Here is a 1,073-nt window from a genome sequence, read left to right on the forward strand (position 1 = left end):
TGTATTGCCCTGTGAGGTTGGGGACGCGGCTGGCGGGTGGTTTGCCTGCGAGCGCGGTGTGTCCGCGGTGGTGATTGTAGGTGTGCAGCCAGCCGGGGAACGCGTCGCGTCGTTCCTGCTCGCTCTGGTAGGGGCGGGCGTAGGCCCATTCGTCGAGCAGGGTGCGGTTGAGGCGTTCGACCTTGCCGTTGGTCTGTGGCCGGTAGGGCCGGGTGCGTTTGTGTGCGATCCCGGCCGCTGCGAGGGTGTCGCGCCAGGTGTGGGACTTGTAGCAGGCGCCGTTGTCGGTCAGGACCCGTTCGACGGTGATCCCGCACGAGGTGAAGTACGCCTGGGCGCGGGTCCAGAAGGCGGTCGCGGTCTCCTTGCGTTCGTCGGCGTGGATCTCGCTGTAGGCGAGGCGGGAGTGGTCGTCGACGGCGGTGTGGATGTAGCTGTAGCCGGCGCCTGAGCGGGTCTTGCGGCCGGCCTGGCGGCCCAGGGTCTTGTGGCCGCCGCCGTCGGGGATGTTGCCGAGCTTCTTGATGTCCACGTGCACCAGCTCGCCCGGCTTGTCGCGTTCGTAGCGGCGTATGACCCGGCCGGTTGCCCGGTCCAGGTGTGTGAGCCGGGCCAGGCGGTAGCGGGTCAGCACCCGGTGCACGGTCGAGGGGACCAGGCCCAGCAGGTGCGCGATGCGGGCCGGGCCCCACCGGCGCAGGAGGCGGACCTTGATGATCCGGCGTTCGGTGCGGGTCGGGGTCCGCCTGGGGCTGTGGTGCGGCCGGGAGGAGTGGTCGGTCATCCCGGCCTCGCCGAGGGCCCGGTAGCGGTTGGCCCATCGCTGGGCTGTGGTCGGCGAGACCTGGAAGCGTTCGGCCGCCTGGCGCAGGGTCCAGCCGTCCTCCACGACGCAGCGGGCCAGACGCAGCCGGCCGGTCTCGGTCAGGGGTGCATTACGGTGGGGCACGAGGGCCTTTCGCTCGGTGTAGACGTCGCAATCCACACCGAACCCGGAAGGCCCTCACCTGTTCAAGATCCCTCAGCCGAGACCTGGCTCACCCGTCCACAACCTCCCAGGACAGAACACCTAG

General features: G+C 69.8%; 1 protein-coding gene. It reads right to left on the minus strand.

Going from position 1 to position 1,073, the window contains the following annotated elements; genetic code table 11:
- Positions 1–949: IS481 family transposase (locus tag ACWV17_RS33825; protein WP_455362670.1), on the minus strand; the 949-nt coding region annotated here is incomplete at its 3' end.
- Positions 950–1,073 lie beyond the last annotated feature (124 nt).

It is taken from the genome of Streptomyces mabaensis, from assembly GCF_053763515.1.